We start from the raw sequence: 24,319 nt of genomic DNA on the forward strand, positions 1-24,319 counted from the left end.
CCGTTCACCTTTCCGCTTCGGGTAGCTCACCGGGAGTGGTGACGTCCCGCCAGACCAGGGCTACCGCTCCCTTGACCTGGATAACCTGCACCCGCTCGCCGGGTGCCAAAACCTGGGTGGCGTCGTAGGCGCGGGCGCTCCACACCTCGCCGTCGATCTTCACCATGCCCCGGTCGGCGTCCACCTGCTCAAGCACCAGGGCGGTGGAGCCCTCGATCGCCTCGACCCCGAAGGTGGTGTCGCCGCTGTCGGAGCTGGTCTGTTTGTGTCGTTGGATGACCGGCCGCGCGGCGAAGACGGTGAGCGCGGAGACCACCGCGAAGACCACCGCCTGCACGGCCACCGGTGCGCCGAGCGCGGCGGCACCGGCGGCGGCGAACGCGCCGACCGCGAACATGATCAGGAACAGGGTCGCGGTGAAGATCTCAGCGACCGCCAGCACCACACCCAGCACGATCCACACCACGGCATCCACGTAACGATCGTGACATGTCCGTGCACGTGTCATCGAACTGTCATGATCTCAGGGCGACCCCACCGACCTCGAGGGAGACTTCGTGCCCCTGCGTCCCGAAACCGCCCGGCAGGTCGACGCTCTGGTGGCCGACGCCCAGCAAGCCGGCCACGCCCCATCGCTGATCCTCGGCGTGGTCCGCGACGGTGCGCTGGCCCACCTGGCCGCCGCCGGCACCCAGCCGCCCCCCGACGCCGATCTCCAGTACCGCATCGGATCGATCACCAAGACGATGACCGCCGTCCTGGTCATGCAGGAACGCGACGCCGGCCGGCTGGCACTCGACGACCCGCTGCGTCGGCACCTGCCCGAGGCCGCCGCGGCCGGGCAGGTCACCCTGCGGCAGTTGCTCGGCCATGCCGGCGGCCTGCAACGCGAACCCGACGGCCCGTGGTGGGAACGCAACGAGGGCGTCGACCTGACCACCCTGCTGACCGGGTTCACCGCCGCGAAGGTCGCGTACCCGCCGTACCGGTTCTGGCACTACTCCAACCTGGCGTTCGGACTGCTCGGCGGGGTGCTGGAGCGGACCACCGGGACGCCCTGGTCGCAGCTGGTGCGCCAGCGGATCCTGGAGCCGCTCGGACTGCGCCGCACCACCTACGCGGCCACCGAACCGTTCGCCCGCGGCTACGTGCGGCACCCCTGGCACGACACGCTGCGGGAGGAGCCGCGAACCGACAGCCGGGCGATGGCGCCGGCCGGTCAACTCTGGTCCACCGTCACCGATCTCGCCCGCTGGGCGGCTTTCCTGGCCGACCCGGATCCAGCCGTCCTCAGCCCCGCCACCGTCGAGGAGATGTGCGTTCCGGTGATCCTCAGCGACCTGGACGCCTGGCGCGGCGGGTACGGCCTCGGCATCCAGCTCACCCGCGACGGCGACCGGGTCCACGTCGGGCACGGCGGTTCGATGCCCGGCTACGTCGCCACGCTGGCCGTGCACCGCCCCAGCCGCACCGGCGTCGTCGGCTTCGCCAACTCGTACGGGCTCCGTACCGGCGGGATCGGGCCGCTCGGCCACGAGATCCTCACCCTGGTGCTCGACGCCGAGCCGGCTCCCGCCCAGCCGTGGTCGCCGGCCGAGGCACCGGCACCGGCGGACCTGGCCCTGCTGTGCGGCCGCTGGTGGTGGATGGGTACGGCGCTCGACGTCAGCTGGGACCGGGCGACCGGCGAACTGGTCGGCACGGTGCGCGGCGACCGGGTCAGCCGTTACGCCCCGGAGGACACCGACCGGTGGCGCGGCGTCAGCGGCGTCGAGAACGGCGAGGTGCTGGCGGTGCTGCGGGACGAGAGGGGCCGTCCGGTCGCGATCGACATCGCCACCTTCGTCTTCACCCGCGACCCAGACGACGAGCCCTGACCAGTCCGCCCCCGCCGAACCGGGACGCCGCTCGCCCGACCGGCGTGGCCCGACCGGCTGGCCCGACCGGCTGGCCCGACCGGCGACCGGTCCCGCCGACACCCGTCACGGCGGGGTGGATCGGACCACCACCGCCTCGGGTGCCGGTGGCGTCGGTGCCGGGGACACGGGGGTCGACGGCGTCGGCGTCGGTGGCGCCGGCCGGTGCCGGGACAGCCGGCGCACCGCGGTGTTGAGCACCGCGATCAGCGGTACCGCGACGAGCGCGCCGACGATGCCCTCCAGCACCACTCCGGCGGTCACCGCCAGCACCACGGGCAACGGGTGCAGCGCCACCGCCCGGCCCATGATCCACGGTTGCAGGACGTTGCCCTCCACCTGCTGCACCACGACGACCGCACCGAGAATGATCAACGCGGTGACCCAGCCAGCGTCGACCAGGGCCACCAGCACCGCGACCGCGCCGGACAACGTCGCGCCGACGATCGGGATGAACGCGCCGAGGAACACCAGCGCCGTCAGCGGAAAGGCGAACGGCACGTCGAACAGCACCAGCGCGATGCCGATACCCACCGCGTCGATGAACGCCACGAGCACCGTGGCGCGCACGTAGGCGACCAGGGTCAGCCAGGAGGCACGCCCGGCGTCGTCGACCCGCCAGCGGGCGGCGACCGGGAACATCCCGACCAGGAAGCGCCAGATCCGGTCGCCGTCCCGCAGAAAGAAGAACGTGGCGAAGAGCACCAGCAGCGCCCCGGTGAACACCTCGACCACAGTGCCGGCGGTCGAGATCGCGTTGCTGGTCAACGCCTGCGAATTCTCGTTGATCCAGTTCTGGCCGGACTCGACGTACCTGTCGAGCTGGGTGTCGGAGAGGTTCAGCGGTCCGTCGCGCAGCCAGTCCTGGATCTGGCCGATGCCGGCCGCGGCGCTGGAACTCAGCTCGGGCAGACCGGCGATGAACTCGTTGACCACGAGCGTCAACGTGCCGACCACCGCGGCCAGCCCGCCGATGAGCACCACGGCCGTGGCGAGCGTACGCGGGAACCGGGCGCGCAGCAGCCAGCCGACGGCGGGCGCCAGCAGGGCGGCGAGCAGCAACGCCACGAGCAACGGCACGATGACGACGCGGATGGCGCCGAGGACGCGCAGCAGTCCCCAGCCGACGATCCCGATGACGATGAGCCGCCACGACCAGGCGGCGGCGATCCGCAGCCCTCTCGGCACGTCCGCGTCGTCCCGGCTCGCCGTGGAGACGGCAGCGTCGTCGGTCGGCGGCACCGGTTCGGCGAGGAACCGGTCCCGCTCGGCGCGTCGGGCGTTCTCCCGCTCCCGAGCCGTACGCACCGACTCGCGTCCCGTCGCGTACGCCTGACGCAACCGCTGCCGCAGCTGCTCTGTCCGGCTCACGTGGACACCCCCGGGGTGGTAGGGATCAGGCCGTTCACGGTAACGGTCGACGACCGCGCCGGTGGGGCCGGCGGTCAGTCCGGTTCGGTCACGAAGTCGATCAGTCGCTCCATCGCGTTGATCAGCGGAGTCTCCACGTCGGCGAAGTTGTTCACCCTGGACAGGATGTGTCGCCACATGTCGGCCGGTTCGGCGACCCCGAGCGCGGCGCAGACACCTTCCTTCCACGGCCGTCCCGGCGGCACCACCGGCCACGCCGCAATGCCCAGTGCGGCGGGTTTCACCGCCTGCCACACGTCGACGTAGGGGTGACCGGTGACCAGGACGTGCGGCGAGTTGACCCGGGCCACGATGCGGCTCTCCTTGGAGCCGGGTACGAGGTGGTCCACCAGCACGCCGAGCCGGCGGCCCGGGCCGGGGCCGAAGTCGCGTACCTCGGCGTCGAGGGCGTCGATGCCGGACAGCGGTTGCACCACCACGCCCTCGATGCGCAGATCGTCGCCCCAGATCCGCTCGACGAGAGCGGCGTCGTGCACGCCCTCGACCCAGATCCGACTGGCCCGGGCGACCCGGGCACGCACCCCGTCCACCGCCACCGAGCCCGAGGCGGTGCGCCGCCGGGCCGCCGGCACCGCCGGCCGGGTGGGACGGCGCAGGGTGACCGGGCGGCCGTCGAGCAGGAACGCCGCCGGCAGCAGCGGGAAGTTGCGCCGCCTACCGTGCCGGTCCTCCAGCACGACCGCGCCGGCCTCGAAGCCGACGACCGCGCCGCAGAAGCCGGACTCGGCGTCCTCGACCACGAGGTCCGGTTCGGCGTCGACCTCCGGGGTCACCCTCCGCCGCCGCCAGTCCCCCGCCAACACGTCCTCGCCGTAGCGCCGCCCCATCCCGCCACGCTAGTCCCGCCGCCACCACCCCCCAACCCCGACACACCCCACCCCCGGCCGACGTACGCGATCATGCAGGTGTGGCACGTGACAAAAGCCGTGAAGAACAATCAATCGCGCGCCACAACTGCATGATCGGCGCGACGGGGAGGCGGCGGCGCGGCAGTCGAGACACGGACGGGCGTCACCACGTACTCTTTCGGCATGTCCACCCCCGCTGCGGGTGCGGCCATCCTGGCGCCGCGCCGGTCGAGCCGGTTCGTCGCCTGGGTGCGCGCGTGGCGCGCCGGGCTGGTGCCCTTCGACGAGGTCGCCGACGCGGTCGCCGGCACCGAGGAGCACCTGGTCGCCGACGCGCCCGGCACCTGGACCGACGTACCGCTGCGGGAAGCGCTGCCCACCCTGGCCAAGCTCTCGCCGGACGAGATCCGGCTGGTGCTGCCGGCGCCGGGCGACCCGCGTGGCCTGCCCGGCCCGGGTGACTTCGCCGGTGCCGCACTGCTCGCCGGCGAGGCCGTGATCGCCGGCGCGCTTGGGCTGATCCCCGAGGTACGCGTGCACACCTCCGGTTCCGGCGACACCTTCGAGACGGTGCTCTGGCGGGTGCACCCGCTGCCGGCGGACGCGCCCGCCGCCAGCCTCACCCTGCCCGGTGCCGCCGAGGCGGAGGCGGAGCTGGCCGCCGCACTGGCCGACACCACCGCCGCGCTCACCCGCCTCGACGTGGCGCAGTGGCGGCCGGAGCTGGCCGGCGCCCTGGAGGCGTTGCGCCGCCCCGACGGCACCACCGACCTGCCACCCGGGTTCGACCCGCGCTCGCGCCGGCTGTTCGCCCGCGCCGCGGTGCTCGACCGGGTGCTCGCCCTGGCCGGGCATGCGGCCCCCGGCGGCGCGGTCAACAACTACGAGGCCCAGCAGCGCGACGCCGCCCTGCGCCCGCTCACCGCCGCCTGCCGCCAGGCCCTCGTCGCCGCCTGCAACGCCCCCCTCCGCCCCTAACCCCCACCCCCACCCCGGCCCCGGCCCCGGCCCCGGCTCCGGCTCCGGCTCCGGCTCCGGCTCCGGCTCCGGCTCCGGCTCCGGCGATCTTGCACTTTCGGTCGCCGTTCTGTGGCTTTTGTCAGCTTATGCCCCGACCAAAAGTGCAAGATCCGCGGAGAGCGCGGAGAGCGCGGAGAGCGCGGAGAGCGCGGAGAGCGCGGAGAAACGGTGCCGGTCAGGGGGTGTGGGCGGCGAGGAAGATGCGGACCGCCTCGTCGGCCCAGCGGCGCAGGTCGGCCTCGGGGAACGACTGACGGACGGCGAACATCGCCTCGTTTAGCGGGATCGACAGGATCAGATAGTTCAGGTACTGCGCGGCGAGCAGCGGGTCCGACACCCGTAGCAGGCCCCGCTCGGCGAGGCGGGTGATGGCCCTGGCGAGGGTGGCGTGGCCGCGTTCCGGTGCGGCGTGGTGCCACGCGCGGGCCAGCTCGGGGAAACGGCCTGCCTCCCCGATCAGCATCCGACGCAGCTGGAGCAGGTGCGGCGCGGTGACCGTGGTGACGTGTTCGCGGGCGAAGGCCCGCAGGTCACCCGGGAGGTCGTCGGTGTCGGCCAGGGCCTCGACGTACGCCGAGCCGGCCCGCTCGGCCTCGGCGATCGCGCCGGTGAACACCGCTTCGAAAAGGCCGTGCTTGTCGGTGAAGTGGGCGTACACGGTCACCTTGGAGACACCGGCGCGGGCGGCGATCCGGTCCATCCCGGCGGCCAGGTAGCCGTGTTCGAGGAACTCGATCAGGGCCGCGTCGAGGATCCCGCGCCGGTTGACGTCCTTTCGCATCCCCGAACTGTACTGTACGGTTCAGTTCATGTCAGTGGTCACGTCCCAGGACGGCACCCGCATCGGGTACCAACGCGACGGCGCCGGACCGGCGCTGATCCTCATCGACGCCGCCGGGCACTTCCGTGCCAACAGCCCGCTCGGCGAACTCGCCGACCTGCTCACGCCTGACTTCACCGTCTACCGCTACGACCGGCGCGGGCGCGGGGACAGCGGCGACACCCCGCCCTACGCACCCGAGCGCGAGGTCGAGGACCTCGCCGCGCTGATCGCCGAGGCCGGCGGGTCCGCCGCGTTGTACGGGTACTCCTCGGGTTGCCTGCTCGCGTTGCACGCGGCCGCCGCCGGCCTCGACGTACGACGGCTGGTCCTGCTGGAACCACCGCTGGACAGCGACGGTGACGAAGCCGGCCAACGGGCCTTCACCGCGCACCTGAGCCGACTGACCGGCGCCGAGGCGGTGACGTACTTCCTGACCGAGATCGGCGTACCCGAGCACATGATCAGCGGGATGCGCGACACACCACACTGGAACGCCATGGTCTCGGTGGCACACACCCTGGCCTACGACAGTCTGCTCAGTGCGGCCACCGGACCGACCGTGCTCGCCCGCGTACGTACTCCGACGCTCGTCCTGCACAGCGCCGGCAGCAGCGACGACCTGACCGGGATGGCCGCCACCACCGCCGGTCTGCTGCCCGCCGCCGAGCGGCGCGGCCTGCCCGGCGAGTGGCACGGCGTGCCGGCGACGACCCTCGCTCCGGTGCTCACCGAGTTCCTGCTCCGCGACGCGGCACGGCACTGATCGGACGCGACCCCGACGAGGTGCCGGATCAGACCTCGTCGATCAGGTCGGCGACCGAGTTGACGATGCGGGAGGGGCGGTACGGGTAGCGTTCCGCCTCCGCCCGGGAGCTGATCCCGGTCAGCACCAGGATGGTCTCCAGCCCGGCTTCCAGGCCGCAGAGGATGTCGGTGTCCATCCGGTCGCCGATCATCGCGGTGCTCTCCGAGTGCGCGTTTATCGTGTTCAGCGCCGACCGCATCATCATCGGATTGGGCTTGCCGACGAAGTACGGCTCGACACCGGTGGCCTTGGAGATCATCGCGGCCACCGAGCCGGCCGCCGGCAGGGCACCCTCCACCGACGGCCCGGTGGCGTCGGGGTTGGTGCAGATGAACCGGGCCCCGTCGTTGATCAGCCGAACCGCCTTGGTGATCGCCTCGAAGCTGTAGGTGCGGGTCTCCCCCAGCACCACGTAGTCGGGGGCGAAGTCGCTGAGCACGTAACCCACCGCGTGCAGGGCGGTGGTCAGCCCGGCCTCACCGATGACGTACGCCGTACCGCCCGGCCGTTGGTCGGCCAGGAACTGGGCGGTGGCCAGGGCGGACGACCAGATCGCCGACTCCGGCACGTCCAGGCCCATCCGGGCCAACCGGGCCTGGAGATCGCGCGGCGTGTAGATGGAGTTGTTCGTCAGCACCAGGAAGGGCTTGCCGGAGGTACGCAGCCGCTTGACGAACTCCGGCGCGCCCGGCACCGGCTGGCCCTCGTGCACCAGCACCCCGTCCATGTCGGTGAGCCAGCTCTCGACGGGCTTACGGTCCTGCATGATCATCCCCAGGGGTGTCGTCGGGTGCGCCACGGTGGTCAGGACGGACGGCGAGCCGGGACGCAGCAGACCGTGGGACAGGTGTCCCACATCGGCAGCTCGCCCAGGCGACGGCGCGACTGCGCCCCGTCCGGGTCGATGCGTTCCCGCACCAGCTCCCGCACCATGGTCACGTAGCGCGGGTCGGTGCCCGGGGTGCCGGCGCGGACGAAGTCCACACCGAGCCGCTTGGCCGTGTCCAACGCCTCGGTGTCGAGGTCCCACACCACCTCGAGGTGGTCGGAGACGAAGCCGATCGGGCTGACCACCACGCCGGTCACGCCCTGCTCGGCGAGCGATTCCAGGTGGTCGTTGATGTCCGGCTCCAGCCACGGCACGTGGGGCGGGCCGGAACGGCTCTGCCAGACCAGGTCGTACGGCAGGTCCGGGGCCGCCGCCGCGTGCACCAGCCGGGCCGTCTCGGCGAGTTGGGCGGTGTACCGGCCGCCGTGCGGACCGGCGCTGTCGGCCGCCGAGATCGGCACCGAGTGCGCGGTGAACACGAGCCGGGTGCTGTCCCGCCGCGCCGGATCGAGCTGGGCCAACGCGGCGCGCACCGCGTCGGCGTGCGGCTCGACGAAGCCGGGGTGGTCCCAGAACTGGCGCAGCTTCTCGATCACCGGTGCGTCCGGGCCGACCGCCGCCCGCGCGGCGGTGATGTCCTCCTGGTACTGCCGGCACGAGGAGTACCCACCGAAGGCGCTGGTGACGAACGCCAGTGCCCGCTGTACGCCGTCGTCGCGCATCTGGGCCACCGTGTCGGCGAGCATCGGGTCCCAGTTCCGGTTGCCCCAGTAGACCGGCAGGTCGAGCCCGTTGGCGGCGAAGTCGGCGCGGACCGCCGCCAACAGCTCCCGGCACTGCTGGTTGATCGGGGAGACCCCACCGAAGTGCTGGTAGTGCTCGGCGACCTCGGCCAGCCGCTCCGGCGGTACGCCCCGCCCCCGGGTCACGTTCCGCAGGAACGGCAGCACGTCGTCGGGCCCCTCCGGGCCACCGAAGGACACCAGCACCACCGCGTCGTACGCCATGGTCCCATTCTTGCCGGTGGCCTGCGGCGTCCCGGCAACGCCCCCGGGTCCCGGTCGTAAACAGACCGCGGGATGGTCGGCGTCAGGCGCCGACCGCGTGGTAGCCGCCGTCGACGTGCACGATCTCGCCGGTGGTCGCCGGGAACCAGTCCGACAGCAGGGCGAGACAGGCCCGGGCGGCCGGCTCCTGGTCGGTCAGATCCCAGCCCAGCGGGGCCCGCCCGGCCCAGGCGTCCTCGAACTGCTCGAAGCCGGGAATGGACTTCGCGGCCATGGTGCGCAGCGGACCGGCGGCCACCAGGTTGCTGCGGATGCCCTGCTTGCCCAGGTGCAGGGCGAGGTAGCGGGAGGCCGACTCCAGCCCGGCCTTGGCCACGCCCATCCAGTCGTACACCGGCCATGCCAGGCTGGCGTCGAAGGTCAGGCCGACCACCGAGCCGCCCGGCGACATCAGCGGCAGCGCCGCGACGGCCAGGGACTTGTAGGAGTACGTCGAGACGTGCAGCGCCGTCGACACGTCCTGCCATGAGGCGTCGAGGAACCCGCCGCCGAGGCAGCTCTGCGGGGCGAACCCGATCGAGTGGACCAGCCCGTCGAGCCCGTCGACGTGCTCGCGGACCTTGTCGGCCAGCCCGGCGAGATGCTCGGGGTCGGTCACGTCCAACTCGATGACGGGCGCCGGCTCGGGCAGCCGCTTGGCGATCCGCTCCACGAGTGACAGTCGGCCGTAGCCGGTGAGCACGACCTGGGCGCCGTTCTCCTGAGCGAGCTTGGCCACCGAGAAGGCGATCGAGGCGTCGGTGATGACGCCGGTGACGAGCAGCCGCTTACCGGCCAGCAGTCCGGACATTACGCTCATTCCTCCGTACTCGGGATTCAGTGGCCCATGCCCAGGCCACCGTCGACCGGGACGACCGCGCCGGAGACGTACCCGGCGCTGTCCCCCGCCAGCCAGGTGACCACCGCCGCCACCTCGTCCGGAGTGGCCATCCGGCCCGCCGGGATCGACTTGAGGATCTCGGCCTTGCGCTGGTCGGTCAGCCCGGCGGTCATGTCGGTCTCGATGAAGCCCGGCGCGACCACGTTCGCGGTGATGTTGCGGCCGCCCAGCTCCCGGGTGATCGAGCGGGCCACCCCGACCAGGCCGGCCTTGCTGGCCGCGTAGTTGACCTGGCCGGCACCGCCGGAGAGGCCGACCACCGAGGAGACGAAGATCATGCGTCCCCACCGGGCCCGCAGCATCTTCCCGGAGGCCCGCTTGGCGCAGCGGTACGCGCCGGTCAGGTTGGTGTCCAGCACCCGGGTGAACTGCTCCTCCGACATGCGCAGCAACAGCGTGTCGTCGGTGATGCCGGCGTTGGCGACCAGCACCTCCACCGGCCCCAGCTCCGCCTCGACCGCCGCGAAGGCCGCGTCGACGGACTCACCGTCGGTGATGTCGCACCGCACGCCGAACAGCCCCTCCGGCGCCCCACTGCCCCGGTGGGTGATCGCCACCCGGTCGCCCTGCTTGGCGAAAGCCTGGGCGATGGCCAGACCGATCCCCCGGTTGCCCCCGGTAACCAGCACAGTTCGCGACACGGTGCGTCCCCTCCCAAAGATCGCTGCGGCTTGGAGACTAGGCGTTACCGCACGGTAATCACTAACCCGGCGCACGTCGTACCCGGGTACCACCTGGCGGATCACCCCGTGGTCGCACGACGCGGCGCGCCGATCGAACTACCCTGCCGGGATATGGACCGCAGTACCGTCGATGCCGCCCTGGCGGGGCTGCGCCGCACCATGGCGGGGCCGGACTATCCGGCCAGGCGCCGACCACTGGACCGGTTGCGACACCGGCCCCGCACCGTCGCCGTGCTGCGCACGCTCGGGCTGCTGGCGCTGCTCGGGCTGGTCCTGATCACCGCGCAGTTCCTGCTGGACACCCGGCGCCTGCCGGTCGCCACCGCGTGGGTCATCGCGCTGCTCACCGTCGCACCGCTGCCCCTGCTGCCCACCCGACCACTGCTGGCCTGGCGGATCATGTTCGTCGGGCAGTTGTTCGGCACCTTCAACCGACGCACGACTGACGACGCCGTGGTGCTCGGCCCCGCCACGTACGAGTTCTGGCCGTGGAGCCCGACGCAGCTCCTGGTCATCATCGTCGTGCTGGTCACCGTGGCCGCCCGGGTCGACCGGGCCGTGCTCGCCTGGACGGGGCTGTTCAGCCTGATCCCGGTCTGGATGTTCGTGCCGCCGGGCAACCAGGTGGCCGTCACCCTGCTGTTCGTGGTGCTGCTCATCGTCGGCGACCTGCTGCGGCACAACCTGCTCACCAAACGGGCCCTGGCCGAGCAGGCCGAACTGAGCGAGTTGGAGAAGGCCCGGCGGGCGGTGCTGGAGGAACGCACCCGCATCGCCCGGGAGATGCACGACGTGGTCGCGCACCACATGTCGCTGATCGCCGTCCAGGCCGAGACCGCGCCGTACCGACTCGCCGTGCCCGAGCCCGCCCGCGCCGAGTTCACCGCCATCGCCGAGGCCGCCCGGGCGGCGCTGACCGACATGCGGCGGCTGCTGCGCGTGCTGCGCAGCGAGACGGAGGACCCCCGGACCGCCCCGCAGCCGACGCTGGCCGAACTACCGGCGCTGGTGGTCGCCGCGCGGCGGGCCGGCATGACCGTGGAACTGGACACCGACGTCACCGTCGAGCCACCGGCCCCGGTCGGGCTGGCCGCGTACCGGATCGTGCAGGAGGGACTGGCCAACGCGGCCCGCCACGCGGCCGGCGCCGAGGTGCGCGTCACGCTCCGCGACCGCCCCGGCGCCCTGGCGGTACGCGTCCAGAACGCCACTGGCGGAACCCCGGCCGGCCCCGACGCACGCGGCGGCGGGCAGGGACTGACCGGCATGCGGGAGCGGGTCCTCGCCCTCGGTGGCAGCTTCACCGCCTGTCCCACCGCCGACGGCGGCTACGCGATCGACACGCTCCTGCCGGCCGACCCGCCACCATCCGACGAGCCCGAGGACGGACCATCATGATCCGGGTGCTGATCGCCGACGACCAGGCGATGGTCCGGCAGGGCTTCGGCGCCCTGCTGGCCGCCCAGCCGGACCTGCTGGTGGTCGGCGACGCCGCCGACGGCGCCCAGGCGGTCGCCCAGGCCCGCCGACTCGACCCGGACGTGGTGCTGATGGATGTGCGGATGCCGGTGCTCGACGGGCTCGCCGCGACCCGCAAACTGCTCGGCGACAGGCCTGCCGACCGGCCCCGCGTGCTCATCCTCACCACCTTCGACCTGGACGACTACGTCTACGAGGCGCTGCGCGCCGGTGCCAGCGGCTTCCTGCTCAAGGACGCCCCCGCCGCCGACCTGATCCACGCGGTACGCGTCGTCGCCGGCGGTGACGCGCTGCTCGCCCCGACCGTCACCCGCCGCCTGATCGCCGAGTTCGCGGCCCGGCCACACCGGCAGCGGCCCCGACCCACCGCCCTCGCCGCGCTCACCCCGCGCGAGACCGAGGTGCTGCGGCTGATCGCCCAGGGACGCTCCAACGGCGAGATCGCCGCGGAGCTGGTCGTCGCGGAGCAGACCGTCAAGACCCACGTCGGCCGGATCCTGGCGAAACTCCAGTTGCGCGACCGCGCCCAGGCCGTCGTGCTCGCCTACGAGACCGGTCTGGTCGCCGCCGGGGAGTAGCTCCACCGTGGTAGCCACGAACGGCTCCCCGGGGTGACGACCGGCACCACACCGCCGACACATCCTGCACTCCACGACCGGGTGGAGGGAGCACGTGATGGTGGGCAGCAGGATGTTCCGGCTGGGCCTCGCGGCGATGCTGGCGGCCGGACTGGTACGGCCTTCGGCGGTGTCGCCCGACCCCGCGCCGGCCGGCTTCGTCGAGGCGTACCCGTCGACCGCCGCCGCGCTGGACGCCGCTGGCTTGCCGTACACCCACTGGGCCGCGCAGGGTCGGCGGTTCCTGGCCTTCGACCCGCGCGGTGACGGTCGGGCCGTCGAGGTCCTCGGTGACCTGGCCACCGCCGATCGGATCGCGGTGCTGGTGCCCGGCGTCGGAACCCGGCTGGCCGACTTCGATCGAGGGCTGGGCGGCGTCGCGCGGCGCGCTCCGGCCCGGCAGGCCCGAGACCTGCGTGCCGCGTTGCAGGCCGCCGATCCGCACGCCCGGGTGGCCGTGCTGGCCTGGCTCGGCTACGACCCGCCCGACAGTCCCGTCACGGCAGCCACCCCGGCCGCCGCCCGTCGCGGTGCCGACCAGCTCGGCCACCACCTGCGGACACTGGCCGGGCGGCTACCGGCCAGCCGGATCACCCTGGTGGGTCACAGCTACGGCGCGCTGGTCGTCGGGCTGGCCGCCTTGGACGCCCCGCCGCAGGTCACCGACGTGGTCACCCTCGGCGGTGTGGGCGTCGGCGCGGAACACGCCGACCGTTTCGGGCCGGTCCGCGTCTGGGCGGCCGAGGCACCGGACGACTGGATCCGACGCGTGCCGCGGCTTCGCCTGCCCGAGTTGGGACACGGGGCCCGACCGGCCGACGCCGCCTTCGGTGCGCGACCGCTGCCGGCCGCCTCGACCGGCCACGACGGATACCTGCTACCCGGCGGACCGACCCTCGCGGCGGTCGCCGAGGTGGTGCTGCGTGGTGCGATCGGCACGGGCCAGATCCGTTGGGACGTCACGGTCACCCCGGGAACGGCCCGATGAGCGGCCCGCACACCGCCCACCGGCCGGTTCGGGATCCGCTCGTCGACGGGCTGCGTGCCGCCGCCGTCGCCGCGGTGGTGCTCGGGCACTGGTTGGTCACCGGCCTGGTGCTCGACGGGGCGGGCGCGTTGCACCTGGCCAGCCCGCTGACCGCGATGCCGGCCCTGGCCCCGGCCAGCTGGGTGCTGCAGACTCTCGGGCTGTTCTTCTTCGCCGCCGGTCACGCCTCCGCCCGTTCGGCGGACCGGCATCCCGGACCCGGTTGGCTGGGACACCGGCTGCGGCGGCTGCTCCTGCCGGCGGTCGCCCTGCTCGGCACCGGGTCGGCCGTACTGCTGGCCGCCGCCGTCGCCGGCGTCGCCGACGACACCCTGTCGGTGGCGCTGACCCTGGCGATCAGTCCCCTGTGGTTCCTGGCACCCCTGCTGACCCTGGTGGTGCTCACCGGCCCGCTGCGCGCCGCCGTACGCCGCTGGGGCACGCCGCGCTGCGCGGTCACCGCGGCGGCCATGGTGGCCGGCGCCGACCTGGCCGTGCGGCTGCTGCCCGCCGGTGCCTGGCTGCCACCGGTGACGCTGCTGGCCGCCTGGGCCGTGCCGTACCTGCTGGGACTGGCCCACGCCGACGGCCGGCTGGGCCGACAGCGTGACGCCCGCTGGCTGGCCGCCACGGGGGCGGTCGGACTGGCCGCCGTGCTCTCCGTCGGCTATCCGGTCAGCGCGGTCGGGATCCCCGGCGACGGCCGGTCCAATCTCGATCCGCCGTCGCTGCTCGTGGTGGCGCTCGCGGTCACCCAGACAGGTCTCGGCCTGCTGGCCCGGCCGACGCTGGTCCGACTGCTGTCCCGGCCGGTGCCGCGCCGGCTGACCGCCGAGATCAACCGGCACGCGGTACGCGTCTATCTCTGGCACCAACCGGTGCTGGTCGCGGTGGCGGTGCTCGCCGCGCACGGCGGGACCGCGCTGCCGGGGCTGCACACCGCGCCGGACGACCCGACCTGGCTGCTGGCCCGGATCGGTTGGCTGCCGGTGCTCACCGCCGTGCTGGTGCTGCTCGTCCGACGCCGGGACCCCCGGCGGACGACGGCAGCCGTCAGCGCCGGCCGGGCCGCCGACGACCGATGAACGGGCGCGCTCCGTCAGCCGGTCGGCCGAGTGGGACGGGCGCGTACGCGGGGTGTACGATGATCGACGTTTGCGGGTCGCTCGGCGGCCCGCGTCGCCCCGGAACCGACCCCAGGAGGTGATCGCTGTGCGAGATAGCGATCCTCCCAGTCGTGGCCGGGCCGACCGCCAGCCACGCTGAGCCCCGCTCCGCCTGAGCTGGCCCGCTCCCCCGCGCGCCCGTCCCACCGCCCGGCGACCCTGTCGCGGCGGCCGATCGGACGGGCGCCGCCGGAAAGCACCCCGGTCACGACTTCGCGTGTGCGCGTCCCGATCCACCCCTCCCGCGGTCCGCCCTGCCGGGGCCGCCGAGCCGCCACGTCGGAGCTGTCATGAGCCGCTACGTCGCCCCGCTGGGCTTCACCCTCGCCGCCGTCTGGGTAGCCGTCCTCTTCGTCCTCGCCAGCGCCAGCCACTAACCCCACCCCACCCCACCCGCCCACCTGCATCGATCATGAGGTTGGCGGCGGGTTTGATCTTCAAAAGTGCCGCTAACCTCATGATCAACCAGGGGCTCTGGCGGTGGTCAGATCATGCGGGAGGACCAGAGGAGGCTGAAGGCGCCGGCGCAGAGGGCCAGCAGCAGGGCGATGCCGGCGTACCACTGGGTGATCTCGCGCGGTTCGGTGCGGAAGCCGATCGAACTGCCCATGTCCTGGTACACCTGCTTGAGTTCGTTGACCGTCGCGGCCTCGTAGAAGAAGCCCTCAGTGGTCTCCGCCAACTCGGCCAGGGCGAGCCGGTCCACCGGCACCCGCTGCAACTGACCACCGATGTCCACGTGCCCGGAATCGGTGCCGAAGGCGATCGTGGAGACCGGCACGTTAGCCGCCTGCGCCGCGGCGGCCGCCTCCTCCACCGACCGTCCGGCCGTCCGGAAGCCGTCCGAGAGCAGCACGATCCGGGCCGGCGGGATGCCGGCCGCCCCGTCGGCCGGCACCGACCGGATCGCCTCCAGGCAGGTGAAGACCGCCTCGCCGGTGGCCGTCGCCTCGGCCAGCACCAGGCCCTCGATGGCACTGGTCACCGCCGGGCGGTCCTTCGTCGGCGGCACCAGCACGTTCGCCGACTTGGCGAACGAGACCAGTCCCAGGTTGTACGTCTCCGGAAGCTCCGCCACGAACTGCATGGCCGCCTCCTGGGCCGCCTCCAGCCGGTTCGGCGGCACGTCGTCGGCCTGCATGGACAGTGACACGTCGATGGCCAGCATGATGGTGGCGCGTTCCAACGGCTCCCGGGTGTCGACCGCGGGCCGGGCCAGCGCACCGGCCAGCACGAGCAGGGCCAGCAGGAACGCGGTGGCCGGCACGTGCCGCCGCCAGCCGAGACCCTTCGGCGCCACGGTACGCAGCAGGTCCACGTTGGTGAACCGCAGCGCGTAGTCGCGCCGGCGCAGCTGCCGCCAGACGTACAGCGCGGCGAGGGCGAGCACCGGCAGCACGGCCAGCAGCCACCACGGTTGCAGCAGTCGAATCATCGTGTCGTCCCCCGGGTGCGGGCGTGCCGCTGGGCGGCCACGAAGCGCACCATGTCCAGCAGCCAGTCTCGGTCGGTACGCAGTCGCAGGTGGGCGGCGCCGGCGGCGCGCAGGGCGGCGGAGATCTCCGCCCGCTGGGCCGCGGCGGCTGCCGCGTAACGATGCCGCAGGCTCGGGTCGGCGGTCTGCACCTCGTGCAGTTCGCCGGTCTCCGGGTCGACCACCGGGAGCACCCCGACGTCGGGCAGTTCCAGCTCCCGCGGGTCGACCACCTCAATGGCGAGCAGATCCTGTCGTACCCGCAGCTTGCGCAGCGGGCGCGCCCACTGGGCCGGCGGGGCGAGGAAGTCGGAGATGACCACGGCGACACCGCGCCGCCGGGGTGGCCGGTTGAGCATGTCGATGAGCGCGCCGAGGTCACCGCGGCCGGGCCGGATCTCGGTGCCGGCGATGGCCCGCAGCATGCCCTGGGCCTCCTTGCGGCCGGACCGGGCCGGCAACCGGACCAGTCGCCCCGGGCCGGCCGGGGGCGACTGCCGCCGGCCACGGCGGGGCACCGGCACGTCGCCGCCGCTGCCGACGACCGCGCCGATCCGGTTGCCGCCCCGCACGGTCAGGTGCGTGATCGCCGCGGCCGCCGCGATCACGACGTCCCGCTTGAGCCACCGGCCGGTGCCGAAGTCCAGGCTCGCCGACAGGTCCACCGCCAGCCACGTCTCCAGCTCACGGTCGGCCACGGTACGCCGCACGTGCGGGGTGGTGGTCCGGGCGGTCACCGGCCAGTCCATCCGGCGCACGTCGTCGCCGGGACGGTACTCGCGCGACTCACCCGCCTCGCTGCCCGGCCCGGGCAGCAGGCCCGCGTAGTCACCCTGGAGAAGCCCGTCGAGTTTGCGGGTGACCAGCAGTTGCAGCCGGGACAGCACGGCACCGGAACGGTCGCCGGCCGCCATCCGGTCCGGCTCACCGGGTCGAGGGGTGGTGGAGGTCACGGCCGCTGCCCGGGCCACCCTGAGGTAGGTGCCACCGCCCCGGCGGGCGGGGTGGCCTGCTGCCGGGGTGCCACCGACGGCAGCGGGATGGTCGACATCACCCGGTGCACCACGTGGTCGGCCGGTACGTCGTCGGCGAGCGCGTCGTAGCTGAGCACCAGCCGGTGCCGCAGGATGTCCGGTGCGATGTCCTGCACGTCCTGTGGCAGGGCGTAGTCCCGGCCGCGGAGCAGGGCCAGCGCCCGGGTCGCCCGGACCAGCCCGAGCGAGGCCCGGGGGCTGGCACCGTACTGGATCAGTTGCGCGACGTCGGGCATGCCGTGTTCCGCCGGCGTACGGGTGGCGAGTACCAGCCGGACCGCGTAGTCGACCAGGGCGTTGTGCACGAACACCTGGTCGGCCTTGAGCTGGAGGGCGACCAGATCGTCGGTGTCGAACACCGGGGTGGGCTCGGGTGCCGCGACACCCATCCGGTAGACGATCTCCCGCTCCTCGGCGTCCGTCGGGTAGCCCACAATGATCTTCATCAGGAAGCGGTCCCGCTGCGCCTCCGGCAGCGGGTACACCCCTTCCTGTTCGATCGGGTTCTGCGTCGCCATCACCAGGAACGGGTTCGGCACCCGGTGGCTCTCGCCACCGATCGACACCTGCCGCTCGCTCATCACCTCCAGCAGCGCGGACTGCACCTTCGCGGGCGCCCGGTTGATCTCGTCGGCGAGCAGGAAGTTGACGAAGACCGGGCCCAGCTCGACGTCGAACTTCTCGCTGGACTGCCGGTAGATCCTGGTGCCCATGATGTCGGCCGGCACCAGGTCCGGGGTGAACTGCACCCGGGCGAACGACCCGCCGACCACCTTGGCGAGGGTCTCCACCGCGAGGGTCTTGGCCACCCCCGGCACGCCTTCCAGCAGACAGTGGCCCCGGGCGAGCAGCGCGACGAACATCCGCTCGACCATCCGGTCCTGCCCGACGATCACGCGCTTGATCTCGAACAGCGCCCGCTCCAGCAGGGTGGCGTCCTGCGCCGGGGTGGTCGGCGGCGCGGGCGCCTGCGGTTGGGCCCCGTTCGGCGGCGGGGCATCGGGCGTGGTCGGCTGGGCCACTGGTCCTCCACAGCGTGAGCGGTCGTCGCGGTGTGTGCGGTACCAAGCCTCGCATGCCCGACTGAGTGCCGACTGGGGGAGCGACCGATTTCCGCCACGCCGTTCCGGGACGGAAAAATCGCCGATCACCAGTGGACAAAAGCCATCCCGGCGTGTGTACCATTCATCCGTCGCCGGGCGGCTTCCCCCGTGGCCGCCCGGCGCTCACTCTTCCCCGCCGTCCTAGACTGAGCGGGATGACCCACCCCGACAGCCCCGCCGAGACGCTGCCCTGTTCGGCCCGTGGGTGTCGCGCCCCGGCCCGATGGGCACTGCGCTGGAACAATCCCCGCCTGCACCGGCCCGAGCGGCGCAAGACCTGGCTCGCCTGTGACACGCACCGGCCCTTCCTCGGCGACTTCCTCGGCGCACGAGGCTTTCTGCGTGAGGTCGCCCCGATGGCGGAATCGCCTACGCTCGAAGGGTGAACGCGTACAACGAAAGGCTGGGCCCGTGAGCGCGAGGAGTGAGCTTGCGAGCCCCGCAGTCGCGAACGAAAGGCTGGACCCGTGAGCGATGACGAGCCTGAGGTTCCGCCGTCGGCCGCGCCGACCAGCCCGCTGGAACCGTGGCCGGACACCGTGCGGTGGCAGTCGATATCGACCGACCTGATCTGGGTGGAGCTGCTGCGCCTGGCGACCGGCGTGGCCGTCGTCGCGGCGGTGCTCGGGGTCGGCTGGGCGCTCACCGGTTCCTGGCCGTTCGGGTTGGCGCTCGGTGCGGTCGTGCTGTTCGCTCTCTGGCGGGTGGTGACCATCGTGCGGGCGGTACGCGCCTGGGGCTACGCCGAACGTGAGGACGACCTGCTGGTCCGGCACGGCCTGCTGGTCCGCCGGCTGTCCATCGTCCCGTACTCGCGGATGCAGTTCGTCGATGTCAGCGCCGGCCCGCTGGAGCGGGCGTTCGACCTGGCGACCGTCCAGTTGCACACGGCGGCCGCGGCCAGCGACGCCCGGGTGCCGGGGCTGCGTCCGGCGGAGGCGTCCCGGCTGCGGGACCGCCTGACCGCGCTCGGCGAGGACCGGGCGGAAGGACTGTGAGCGGCCCAGCCGCTCCGGGTCCGGACCGGACCCCGACCGGCGCCGACGAGCGGGATCACGTCGGGGAGGCGGTGCGCGGCCAGGCTCCCGGCCGGCCCGCCGAACGCGCCGTACCGGCGATGCCCGCCGAGGCACCACCGTCCGACCACGCCGTGCCGGCGGCACCCGGGGCAGCACCACCGGGCGAGCGCCCGCAGCCGGGCCCGTACCAGGTGGCGGGGCCGTCATCGCCGGTCGGCGCGCCACAGCCGCCCGGCGGGTGGGTCGGTCCACCCCCGCCGGATCCGTCGGCGCGGCAGCGGCTGCATCCGCTCAGTCCGGTGCTGCACGGCGCCAAGTCGCTGGCCGTGGTCATCGCCGGGCTGTCCTGGTCGACCCTGTCGCGGGTGGGGTTCGGCTGGTTCGCCGCGATGGTGATCGTGCTCGCACTCGGCGCGAGCGTGCTGGCCGTGGTCAGCTGGTACAACACCGGCTACCAGGTGGTCGGCCGGGAGTTGCGCATCCACGAAGGGTTGCTCTGGCGCCGCAGCCGGGCGATCCCGTTGGAACGGCTCCAGGCCGTCGAGGTGGTCCGGCCGTTGCTCGCCCAGCTCACCGGGCTGGCCGAGCTGCGGCTGGAGGTGGTCGGCGGCGGCAAGACCGAGGCGCCGTTGGCGTACCTCAGCCTCGCCGAGGCCGGGGTGCTGCGGCAGCGGCTGCTGACCCTGGCCGGTAACTCCTCCGGCACGGTGCCGGCGGCCCAGGCGCAGCCGGTGCCGGCCGGTGCCCAGCCGCCCACGCAACCCGGGCGGCCGTTGCACGCGGTGAGCAACCGGGACCTGCTGATCAGCCAGCTGCTGACCCCGCAGGCGTTCCTGCTGCCCTTCGGCGTGGCCTTCGTGGCGACGCAGTTCCTGTCCGAGGGGTCCTGGTCGTTCATCGCGGTGGCGAGCACGCTCACCGCGATGGCCGGTGTCCTGCTGCAACCCGTCCGCCGGGTGCTCGACGACTGGCGGTTCCAGTTGGCCCGCGACGACGACCGGCTGCGCATCCGCAACGGCCTGCTGGAGACCAGGTCGCAGACCGTACCGTTGCATCGGGTGCAGACCGTGCGGGTGACCTGGCCACTGCTCTGGCGGATGAAGGGCTGGCTGCGGCTGCGGCTGGAGGTGGCTGGCTACGCCGCCGGCGAGGCCGACGAGCGCAACCGGCCGGACCGGCTGCTGCCCGTCGGTGACCAGCCGACGGGCGAGATGATCGTGGCCGAGGTGCTGCCCGGGGTGGCGCTGGCGGCGCTGCCGTTGCGGCCCCCACCGGCCCGGGCCCGCTGGGTGCACCCGTTGAGTCGCCAGGTGCTCGGTGCCGGTCTGACCGAGCAGGTCTTCGCGGTCCGGTCGGGTCTGCTCACCCGTCAACTGACGGTCGTGCCGTACGCCCGGTTGCAGAGCGTACGGGTGGTGCAGGGGCCGGTGCAGCGGCTGCTCGGGTTGGCCACCGTGCACGCCGACACCGCCGGTGGAGCCGGCGCGGCGGCGGTCGACCGGGACCTCGCCGACGCCTGGGCGTTGGCGGCGGAGCTGACCGCCCGGGGTCAGGTCGCCCGCCGCGCTGGCTGACCTGACCCGCCGACGGGGTCAGCGGCGGCTGGGCAGGGCGGACGGCGCCACGGGTACGGGCTCGGCGGTGGCGGTGTCGGGCGGGGTGCGGCGGGCCTTCCGGCGGGCCCACCAGCGTTCGGCCCAGCCGACCGCCAGGAAGGTCATGGCGACGTACGCCCAGCCGACCAGCACGTCGATCACGTAGTGCTCGCCGCTGTAGACCAGGGTGAAGGTCATCGCCAGCGGGTAGGCCAGCAGCAGCGGCCACCAGCGACGCCGGACGTCACGCAGGAAGAACAGCACCACGAACAGGGCGAAGGCGGTGTGCAGCGACGGCATCGCGGCCACCGGGTTGGAGGCCAACTGCCCGGCGTTGAGCAGGTTGCCCGCCCCGTGCATGCCGAACGCCTTCCAGCCTCGGGTGGAGATCCGGGCGACCTCCTCGATGAGCCCGTTCTGGGCTGCCCACCACGGCGGGGCGGCCGGGTAGAGGAAGTAGGTGATCAGGCCGGTGGCGCAGAGGAAGAACCAGCGGCGCATGAACGCCGCCCACCGGCTGCGCCTGACCATCCACAGCACCGCGGCGGCGGCCAGCGCCGCCACGAAGTGCGAGAAGTACACCCAGCTGACCAGGACGTCCCACCAGCGCACCTCCGGCTGGTACAGGTGCTGCTGCAACCAGACGGTCGGCACCTGGCCGTCCATGGCCCAACCGAACATCAGGCGGTCGGCCAGGATCAGTTCGTAGGCGTGCGGCACGGTGCCGTCGTGGTAGGCGAACCCACGGGAGAGGTTGTAGGCCACCAGCAGCAGGACCACCGGCACCCAGTCCCGGGCGAACTGCAGGTGGCTGCGCCACGGTCGGGTGGAGTACCAGGCGATGGTGCCGGCCCAGATCCAGAAGAACGCGTACACCGGGTCGGTGGGCAGGCCGATGACGAGCCAGCCCGCCACGAAGGCGACGGCCCAGACCGACATCGCGATCACACGGCGGCGTCCGCCGTCGCGGGCGGCGGGCTCGGTCGAGGCTGGGGGCTGGGGACTGGTCTCGGCAGACATCGCGGACAAGGTTAGCGGCGACCTGCGCCGGACCGGACGCAGGAGCACCTGCGTGGCGCATCTGTCCGGCCGCGTGGCCCGGGCTCCGCCGACCACCTACGCTGTGGCCATGCAGGAGCTGACGGAGCAAACCCTGGCCCCGGGTCTGACCGGCCGGGTCGAGTTGACCGTCACCGACGCCGACACCGCTCAGGCGGTCGGTTCCGGTGACGTCCCGGTGCTCGGCACGCCACGGGTGCTCGCCCTGGCCGAGGCGGCGACCGTGGCCGCGACCGCCCGCCACCTGCCGAGTGGCTCGACCACCGTGGGGACCCGGGTGGAGCTGGAGCACCGGGCCGCCACGCCGGTGGGCCGCACGGTCGCGGCGCAGGCCCGGCTGACCGAGGTCGACCGACGCCGGCTGGTGTTCGAGATCACCGTCACCGACGGCGGGCAGACCGTCGCCGAGGGGCGGGTGGAGCGGGCCCTGGTCGACCGGCACCGGTTCCTGGAACGAGCCGGCGGGGCCCCGTGACGACGACCGGCCGCTTCGTCGAGGTCGCCGACCGGGTGCTGGTGCTACGCGAGCCGGTCCTCGCGGTGAACGTCACGCTGGTGCTGGGCGACGGCGCGGCGCTGCTGGTCGACACCCTCTCCACCGCCGGGCAGGCGGCCGAACTGGCCGCCGCCGTACGGGCGGTCACCACCGACCCGCTGACGCTCGTCAACACCCACCATCACTTCGACCACTGCTTCGGCAACGCCACGATCGCCGGTGACCCGCCGCGCCCGGTGTGGGCGCACGAACTGGCCGCCGTGGCGATCCGCGACGAGGGAGACCGGCTGCGCCGGGAGGCGTACGCGGAGTTGCACGCCGGGCATCCGGAACTCGCGGCCGAACTTGCCGACACCGCGCTGCTGGCCCCCACCCACACCGTACGCACCGAGGCGGTCCTCGACGTCGGCGGCCGACAGGTGGTACTGCGCCACCCCGGACGTGGACACACCGACGCCGACCTCGTCGTGCGGGTGCCCGACGCCGACCTGCTGGTGGCAGGTGATCTTGTCGAGCAGGCCGGTCCACCGGCGTTCGAGGACTCGTACCCGTTGCAGTGGCCCGACGCGCTGGCCGAGCTGGCCCGGTCCATGTCACCGGCGACGGTGGTCGTGCCCGGGCACGGCGAGCCGGTCGACGCGGAGTTCGTCCGGGCCCAGCACGCCCAGCTGGTGGAGCTGGCCTGGCTGATCCGGGCCGGGCACACCGGCGGCGCACCACCGGAGCGGGTGGCCGCCGACGCCCCGTTCCCGGCCCGCCACGCCCTGGCCGCAGCCCGGCGCGGGTACGCCGAACTCGACGGCACCGCCTGACCGGGACCGCTGTCGGCGACGGCGGGCCGGTTCGTCGTCAGGCGCCGAAGCGCTGGCGCACCTCGTCGCGGGTGGGCATGGCGACCGCGCCACCGGGACGTTCGCAGACCAGGCCGGCGACCCGCAGGGCGTACCCGACCCGCTCGTGCCAGCCGGACGGCTCGACCGGCTCGCCGCCGGTCAGCAGGTCGGCGACGAGGGCGGCCATCACCGAGTCACCTCCGCCGGTGGCGTCGACGGCGTCGACCTTCGGGGCGGGTACGCGTACCGGGTCGGCATCGGCGGCGGCGACCACCGCGCCGGCGGCGCCGAGGGTGACCACCACCGTGGCCGCGCCCAGTTCGCGCAGGTAGGCCGCCACCGACTCGACCGGCTCACCCGGATAGAGCAGTTCCGCGTCGGCCGCACTGAGCTTGACCAGGTGCGCTCCACCGGCGAACTCGGCGACCACCTCCCGCAGTCCGGCCAGCGCCTGCGGGCCGGCCAGCAGCCGGGGACGGACGTTCGGATCGAACACCCGCAGCCCCGGGGCGGCCGCCCAGGCCCGGCGGGCGGCGGCCAGGGTCGCCGGCGCCAGCAGCACGATCGAGCCGCAGTAGAGCACGTCGGCGCCCTCGACCAGCGCGACGTCGAGTTCGTCGGGACCGAGCAGCGCGTACGAGGGCGGCTCGCCGTAGAAGCGGAAGTCCGGCTCCGCGCCGGAGAAGGTGGCCACGGCCAGCGTGGTCGGCACCGCGGCGGTCACCGCACCGGCCAGCCCCACCTGTTCGGCGGTGAGGAAGTCACGGATCCGGCCGGCGAGCACGTCGTCGCCGAGCGACCCGACGAACTGCACCGCGCCACCGAGCCGGGCGACACCGACCGCGACGTTCAGCGGTCCACCACCGATCGCCTGTCGGTAGACCGGCGCGCCGTCGCACTCGCTGTCCAGCAGGTCGACGAGCGCCTCGCCGAGCACGACCGCGTATCCCATCGTCAGGTCCTTCCGTCTGCCGTACGTGATGCCCAGGCTGGCACAGCGGGTGTGTGCCGGGCGTGGAAGCCACCGTATTGGCGCGACCTGGGTGTCGCGCAGCGGGTCGGTTCCACGCATCGAGGAGCGACTATTGCGCCGAGCGGCCCGGCGTGGTGGGATG

At 73.2% G+C, this 24,319-nt stretch carries 25 protein-coding genes; 12 read left to right on the top strand and 13 right to left on the bottom strand.

The genetic code is table 11. The features are described from left to right. Nucleotides 1-4 precede the first annotated feature (4 nt). Entirely contained in the window at nt 5-475 is a 471-nt protein-coding gene (locus V5O40_RS09000; RefSeq protein WP_332905047.1) for an NfeD family protein, read from the bottom strand. Between the two features lie 82 nt (nt 476-557). On the opposite strand from V5O40_RS09000, the gene V5O40_RS09005 reads away from it, so the two are divergent. Beyond that, nucleotides 558-1,877: a serine hydrolase domain-containing protein gene (locus tag V5O40_RS09005; protein ID WP_332905048.1), complete on the top strand. Its 1,320-nt coding sequence runs from the start codon at nt 558-560 to the stop codon at nt 1,875-1,877. Between the two features lie 105 nt (nt 1,878-1,982). Here the strand turns inward: V5O40_RS09005 and V5O40_RS09010 are convergent, their stop codons facing one another. Further along, nucleotides 1,983-3,287 carry an AI-2E family transporter gene (locus tag V5O40_RS09010; protein WP_332905049.1) on the bottom strand — a complete coding sequence of 435 codons (1,305 nt, stop codon included), beginning with the start codon at nt 3,285-3,287 and terminating at the stop codon, nt 1,983-1,985. A gap of 74 nt (nt 3,288-3,361) precedes the next feature. Beyond that, nucleotides 3,362-4,174 (bottom strand): DUF3097 domain-containing protein, encoded by an 813-nt coding sequence (locus V5O40_RS09015; RefSeq protein ID WP_332905050.1) that lies wholly within the window; start codon nt 4,172-4,174, stop codon nt 3,362-3,364. Nucleotides 4,175-4,378: 204 nt separating this feature from the next. Here V5O40_RS09015 and V5O40_RS09020 point away from each other — a divergent pair, with 204 nt between their 5' ends. Then, nucleotides 4,379-5,173: a hypothetical protein gene (locus V5O40_RS09020; RefSeq protein ID WP_269742469.1), complete on the top strand. Its 795-nt coding sequence runs from the start codon at nt 4,379-4,381 to the stop codon at nt 5,171-5,173. A 217-nt stretch (nt 5,174-5,390) separates the two neighbouring features. Here V5O40_RS09020 and V5O40_RS09025 read toward each other — a convergent pair whose 3' ends face one another. After that, on the bottom strand, nt 5,391-5,996 hold the full coding sequence (locus tag V5O40_RS09025; protein ID WP_332905051.1) for a TetR/AcrR family transcriptional regulator: 606 nt from the start codon (nt 5,994-5,996) through the stop codon (nt 5,391-5,393). A gap of 28 nt (nt 5,997-6,024) precedes the next feature. Between V5O40_RS09025 and V5O40_RS09030 the strand changes: the two genes are divergently transcribed. Beyond that, entirely contained in the window at nt 6,025-6,801 is a 777-nt protein-coding gene (locus tag V5O40_RS09030) for an alpha/beta fold hydrolase (RefSeq protein WP_332905052.1), read from the top strand. A 28-nt stretch (nt 6,802-6,829) separates the two neighbouring features. On the opposite strand, the gene V5O40_RS09035 is transcribed toward V5O40_RS09030, so the two are convergent. The 4 genes from V5O40_RS09035 to fabG form a co-directional block, all read right to left on the bottom strand. Beyond that, complete coding sequence (locus V5O40_RS09035) at nt 6,830-7,699, bottom strand: HAD-IIA family hydrolase (RefSeq protein WP_332905053.1); 870 nt, start codon at nt 7,697-7,699, stop codon at nt 6,830-6,832. Continuing rightward, nucleotides 7,648-8,679, bottom strand: a complete 1,032-nt coding sequence (locus V5O40_RS09040; RefSeq protein ID WP_332905054.1) for a ferrochelatase — start codon at nt 8,677-8,679, stop codon at nt 7,648-7,650. Before V5O40_RS09040 ends, V5O40_RS09035 begins: the two co-directional genes overlap by 52 nt. 82 nt (nt 8,680-8,761) lie before the next feature. Further along, nucleotides 8,762-9,529, bottom strand: coding sequence for an enoyl-ACP reductase FabI (gene fabI / locus V5O40_RS09045; protein WP_332905055.1), 768 nt, complete (start codon nt 9,527-9,529; stop codon nt 8,762-8,764). Between the two features lie 26 nt (nt 9,530-9,555). After that, on the bottom strand, nt 9,556-10,260 hold the full coding sequence (fabG, locus tag V5O40_RS09050; RefSeq protein ID WP_164448237.1) for a 3-oxoacyl-ACP reductase FabG: 705 nt from the start codon (nt 10,258-10,260) through the stop codon (nt 9,556-9,558). 153 nt (nt 10,261-10,413) lie between these two features. On the opposite strand from fabG, the gene V5O40_RS09055 reads away from it, so the two are divergent. From V5O40_RS09055 to V5O40_RS09070, 4 genes are all read left to right on the top strand, one after another. Further along, nucleotides 10,414-11,700 (top strand): sensor histidine kinase, encoded by a 1,287-nt coding sequence (locus tag V5O40_RS09055; protein ID WP_332905056.1) that lies wholly within the window; start codon nt 10,414-10,416, stop codon nt 11,698-11,700. Next, on the top strand, nt 11,697-12,359 hold the full coding sequence (locus V5O40_RS09060) for a response regulator transcription factor (RefSeq protein WP_332905057.1): 663 nt from the start codon (nt 11,697-11,699) through the stop codon (nt 12,357-12,359). Before V5O40_RS09055 ends, V5O40_RS09060 begins: the two co-directional genes overlap by 4 nt. Nucleotides 12,360-12,456: 97 nt before the next feature. Further along, nucleotides 12,457-13,386 carry an alpha/beta hydrolase gene (locus V5O40_RS09065; RefSeq protein WP_332905058.1) on the top strand — a complete coding sequence of 310 codons (930 nt, stop codon included), beginning with the start codon at nt 12,457-12,459 and terminating at the stop codon, nt 13,384-13,386. Next, complete coding sequence (locus tag V5O40_RS09070) at nt 13,383-14,510, top strand: acyltransferase family protein (RefSeq protein ID WP_332905059.1); 1,128 nt, start codon at nt 13,383-13,385, stop codon at nt 14,508-14,510. Before V5O40_RS09065 ends, V5O40_RS09070 begins: the two co-directional genes overlap by 4 nt. A 565-nt stretch (nt 14,511-15,075) precedes the next feature. On the opposite strand, the gene V5O40_RS09075 is transcribed toward V5O40_RS09070, so the two are convergent. Genes V5O40_RS09075 through V5O40_RS09085 form a run of 3 tightly spaced genes read right to left on the bottom strand, consistent with a single transcriptional unit; the run spans nt 15,076 to nt 18,121 of the window. Then, the gene (locus V5O40_RS09075; protein WP_164448242.1) at nt 15,076-16,026 is read right to left on the bottom strand and encodes a VWA domain-containing protein; all 951 of its coding nucleotides are present in this window, start codon (nt 16,024-16,026) and stop codon (nt 15,076-15,078) included. Continuing rightward, nucleotides 16,023-17,036 carry a DUF58 domain-containing protein gene (locus V5O40_RS09080; RefSeq protein WP_332905060.1) on the bottom strand — a complete coding sequence of 338 codons (1,014 nt, stop codon included), beginning with the start codon at nt 17,034-17,036 and terminating at the stop codon, nt 16,023-16,025. The genes V5O40_RS09075 and V5O40_RS09080 overlap by 4 nt, the downstream gene beginning before the upstream one ends. After that, nucleotides 17,015-18,121 carry an AAA family ATPase gene (locus V5O40_RS09085; RefSeq protein WP_332905061.1) on the bottom strand — a complete coding sequence of 369 codons (1,107 nt, stop codon included), beginning with the start codon at nt 18,119-18,121 and terminating at the stop codon, nt 17,015-17,017. Before V5O40_RS09085 ends, V5O40_RS09080 begins: the two co-directional genes overlap by 22 nt. 236 nt (nt 18,122-18,357) lie before the next feature. On the opposite strand from V5O40_RS09085, the gene V5O40_RS09090 reads away from it, so the two are divergent. The 3 genes from V5O40_RS09090 (at nt 18,358) to V5O40_RS09100 (ending at nt 20,795) form a co-directional block, all read left to right on the top strand. Then, entirely contained in the window at nt 18,358-18,588 is a 231-nt protein-coding gene (locus V5O40_RS09090) for a hypothetical protein (RefSeq protein WP_332905062.1), read from the top strand. Between the two features lie 81 nt (nt 18,589-18,669). Further along, the gene (locus V5O40_RS09095; protein ID WP_332905063.1) at nt 18,670-19,200 is read left to right on the top strand and encodes a PH domain-containing protein; all 531 of its coding nucleotides are present in this window, start codon (nt 18,670-18,672) and stop codon (nt 19,198-19,200) included. Nucleotides 19,201-19,319: 119 nt separating this feature from the next. Further along, nucleotides 19,320-20,795 (top strand): PH domain-containing protein, encoded by a 1,476-nt coding sequence (locus V5O40_RS09100; protein ID WP_332905084.1) that lies wholly within the window; start codon nt 19,320-19,322, stop codon nt 20,793-20,795. A gap of 18 nt (nt 20,796-20,813) precedes the next feature. Here V5O40_RS09100 and V5O40_RS09105 read toward each other — a convergent pair whose 3' ends face one another. Further along, nucleotides 20,814-21,836 carry a phosphatase PAP2 family protein gene (locus V5O40_RS09105; protein ID WP_332905064.1) on the bottom strand — a complete coding sequence of 341 codons (1,023 nt, stop codon included), beginning with the start codon at nt 21,834-21,836 and terminating at the stop codon, nt 20,814-20,816. A 109-nt stretch (nt 21,837-21,945) separates the two neighbouring features. Here V5O40_RS09105 and V5O40_RS09110 point away from each other — a divergent pair, with 109 nt between their 5' ends. Further along, on the top strand, nt 21,946-22,350 hold the full coding sequence (locus V5O40_RS09110; protein WP_332905065.1) for a thioesterase family protein: 405 nt from the start codon (nt 21,946-21,948) through the stop codon (nt 22,348-22,350). Then, nucleotides 22,347-23,183, top strand: coding sequence for an MBL fold metallo-hydrolase (locus tag V5O40_RS09115; RefSeq protein ID WP_332905066.1), 837 nt, complete (start codon nt 22,347-22,349; stop codon nt 23,181-23,183). The genes V5O40_RS09110 and V5O40_RS09115 overlap by 4 nt, the downstream gene beginning before the upstream one ends. 37 nt (nt 23,184-23,220) lie before the next feature. Here the strand turns inward: V5O40_RS09115 and V5O40_RS09120 are convergent, their stop codons facing one another. Further along, nucleotides 23,221-24,156: a PfkB family carbohydrate kinase gene (locus tag V5O40_RS09120; protein ID WP_332905067.1), complete on the bottom strand. Its 936-nt coding sequence runs from the start codon at nt 24,154-24,156 to the stop codon at nt 23,221-23,223. Nucleotides 24,157-24,319: the final 163 nt, after the last annotated feature.

Origin of the sequence: Micromonospora palythoicola (genome assembly GCF_036689795.1) — a bacterium.
GTDB classification, from domain to species: Bacteria; Actinomycetota; Actinomycetes; order Mycobacteriales; family Micromonosporaceae; genus Micromonospora; species Micromonospora palythoicola.

Bases quoted from the DNA above. Each gene is read 5' to 3' on its own strand.
- V5O40_RS09015 (WP_332905050.1), bottom strand. From the start codon at position 4,174: ATGGGGCGGCGCTACGGCGAGGACGTGTTGGCGGGGGACTGGCGGCGG.
- V5O40_RS09020 (WP_269742469.1), top strand. From the start codon at position 4,379: ATGTCCACCCCCGCTGCGGGTGCGGCCATCCTGGCGCCGCGCCGGTCG.
- V5O40_RS09025 (WP_332905051.1), bottom strand. From the start codon at position 5,996: ATGCGAAAGGACGTCAACCGGCGCGGGATCCTCGACGCGGCCCTGATC.
- V5O40_RS09030 (WP_332905052.1), top strand. From the start codon at position 6,025: ATGTCAGTGGTCACGTCCCAGGACGGCACCCGCATCGGGTACCAACGC.
- V5O40_RS09040 (WP_332905054.1), bottom strand. From the start codon at position 8,679: ATGGCGTACGACGCGGTGGTGCTGGTGTCCTTCGGTGGCCCGGAGGGG.
- fabI (WP_332905055.1), bottom strand. From the start codon at position 9,529: ATGTCCGGACTGCTGGCCGGTAAGCGGCTGCTCGTCACCGGCGTCATC.
- V5O40_RS09055 (WP_332905056.1), top strand. From the start codon at position 10,414: ATGGACCGCAGTACCGTCGATGCCGCCCTGGCGGGGCTGCGCCGCACC.
- V5O40_RS09060 (WP_332905057.1), top strand. From the start codon at position 11,697: ATGATCCGGGTGCTGATCGCCGACGACCAGGCGATGGTCCGGCAGGGC.
- V5O40_RS09065 (WP_332905058.1), top strand. From the start codon at position 12,457: ATGGTGGGCAGCAGGATGTTCCGGCTGGGCCTCGCGGCGATGCTGGCG.
- V5O40_RS09070 (WP_332905059.1), top strand. From the start codon at position 13,383: ATGAGCGGCCCGCACACCGCCCACCGGCCGGTTCGGGATCCGCTCGTC.
- V5O40_RS09075 (WP_164448242.1), bottom strand. From the start codon at position 16,026: ATGATTCGACTGCTGCAACCGTGGTGGCTGCTGGCCGTGCTGCCGGTG.
- V5O40_RS09090 (WP_332905062.1), top strand. From the start codon at position 18,358: ATGACCCACCCCGACAGCCCCGCCGAGACGCTGCCCTGTTCGGCCCGT.
- V5O40_RS09100 (WP_332905084.1), top strand. From the start codon at position 19,320: ATGCCCGCCGAGGCACCACCGTCCGACCACGCCGTGCCGGCGGCACCC.
- V5O40_RS09105 (WP_332905064.1), bottom strand. From the start codon at position 21,836: ATGTCTGCCGAGACCAGTCCCCAGCCCCCAGCCTCGACCGAGCCCGCC.
- V5O40_RS09110 (WP_332905065.1), top strand. From the start codon at position 21,946: ATGCAGGAGCTGACGGAGCAAACCCTGGCCCCGGGTCTGACCGGCCGG.
- V5O40_RS09120 (WP_332905067.1), bottom strand. From the start codon at position 24,156: ATGGGATACGCGGTCGTGCTCGGCGAGGCGCTCGTCGACCTGCTGGAC.